The sequence below is a fragment of the Streptomyces sp. NPDC058964 genome (assembly GCF_042741275.1).
In the GTDB taxonomy this organism is placed as follows: domain Bacteria; phylum Actinomycetota; class Actinomycetes; order Streptomycetales; family Streptomycetaceae; genus Streptomyces.
Genome location: NZ_JBHYKH010000987.1, coordinates 1 through 1,328, shown reverse-complemented (window position 1 = coordinate 1,328; position 1,328 = coordinate 1). Strand labels below are relative to the sequence as shown.

2 protein-coding genes are annotated in these 1,328 nt (G+C 69.1%); one reads left to right on the top strand and one right to left on the bottom strand.

Annotated elements, in window-relative coordinates:
• The coding region (locus ACFW2E_RS47055; RefSeq protein WP_384478357.1) for a lanthionine synthetase LanC family protein at positions 1-675 on the bottom strand (675 nt) is incomplete at its 3' end.
• 168 nt (positions 676-843) lie between these two features.
• Between ACFW2E_RS47055 and ACFW2E_RS47050 the strand changes: the two genes are divergently transcribed.
• Positions 844-1,328 (top strand): peptidylprolyl isomerase (locus ACFW2E_RS47050; RefSeq protein ID WP_384478354.1); only part of this gene is annotated, 485 nt, incomplete at its 3' end.

Sequence of the window (1,328 nt, the reverse complement as noted above, 5' to 3'; positions counted from 1 at the left end):
CGGGCCCTGCCCCCCCCCCGCCCCCCCCCGCCCCGCGCCCACCCCGGGGGCGCGGTGCGATAAGTGGCGCGCCGGCCACTCGGTGGTCGCCCCGATGCCCCAGTCCAGCCCCGCCTCGGTACGGTCCGCCACGCGCAGCAGGGCCTCACCGCCCGCCGCGGCGATCGGCCGCGTGAACTCGCCGCCCGCCCAGACGGCCGTCATCACCACTCCGGCGGTGCCCATGATGATGTCGTTCAGCGGTGCGTCGGAACCCGGTTCGAAGTCGACCGTCGTCCTCCAGCCCTCGGGAGTCGCCAGGTCCGCCAGCCGGCGCAGCGCGCTCGACTCCTGGCCGGGGGCGAGCAGTCTCAGCGCCATGGCGTCGCCCGCGAGGCCGTCGTACAGCGAGGGCTCGGTTCTGCCCTTCGCCTGCGCCGACAGCCTGGTCACGATTCCCGTCGCCAGGCTCTGCTCACTCTCGCTCAGATCCCGGTACTGCGCGATTTCCGCGAGCACCGGGGCCAGGCCCGCGATCCCCGCGTAGAGGGTGTCGCGGTCCTTCGCCGGTGCCTGTTCCCGACCGTCGTCCGGCACTGTCTCCGGCAGCCACGGGCCCTCGTCCTCGCCCACCTGGCCGAGCACCCACGACCAGGCCGCCTCGCCCAGTTCACGATACCTGTCACTCGCCGTCACCCGGTTACGCTACAACCGCTTCACCCTCCCGAGGGCGCGCTTGCCCCATCAGCTCGCCCCAGTGAGCAACACCACCCCGTGCCCGGAGTGTCATCCGGTGTCACGGCGGTTCCAGGGTGTCTCGTATTCTCGGACGCGACCTGTCGATATCCAACGAGGAGCAGAGCCATGGGCCAGAACGTCTACTTTGAGGTTTCCGCGAACGACGAGCCGCTCGGCCGTATCGAGTTCAAGCTGTTCGACGACGTCGTCCCGAAGACGGCCCGCAACTTCCGTGAGCTCGCCACCGGTGAGAACGGCTTCGGCTACAAGGGCTCCCCGTTCCACCGTGTCATCCCGGACTTCATGCTTCAGGGCGGCGACTTCACGAACCAGAACGGCACCGGCGGCAAGAGCATCTACGGCGAGAAGTTCCCGGACGAGAACTTCACCCTCAAGCACACCAAGCCCGGGCTGCTCAGCATGGCCAACGCCGGTCCGAACACCAACGGGTCGCAGTTCTTCATCACCACGATCGTCACCGACTGGCTGGACGGCAAGCACGTCGTCTTCGGCGAGGTCGTCGAGGGCATGGACGTGGTGAAGGCCGTCGAGGCGCTCGGCAGCCGCTCCGGCGCCACCTCCAAGAAGATCGTCATCACGGACTCCGGCAC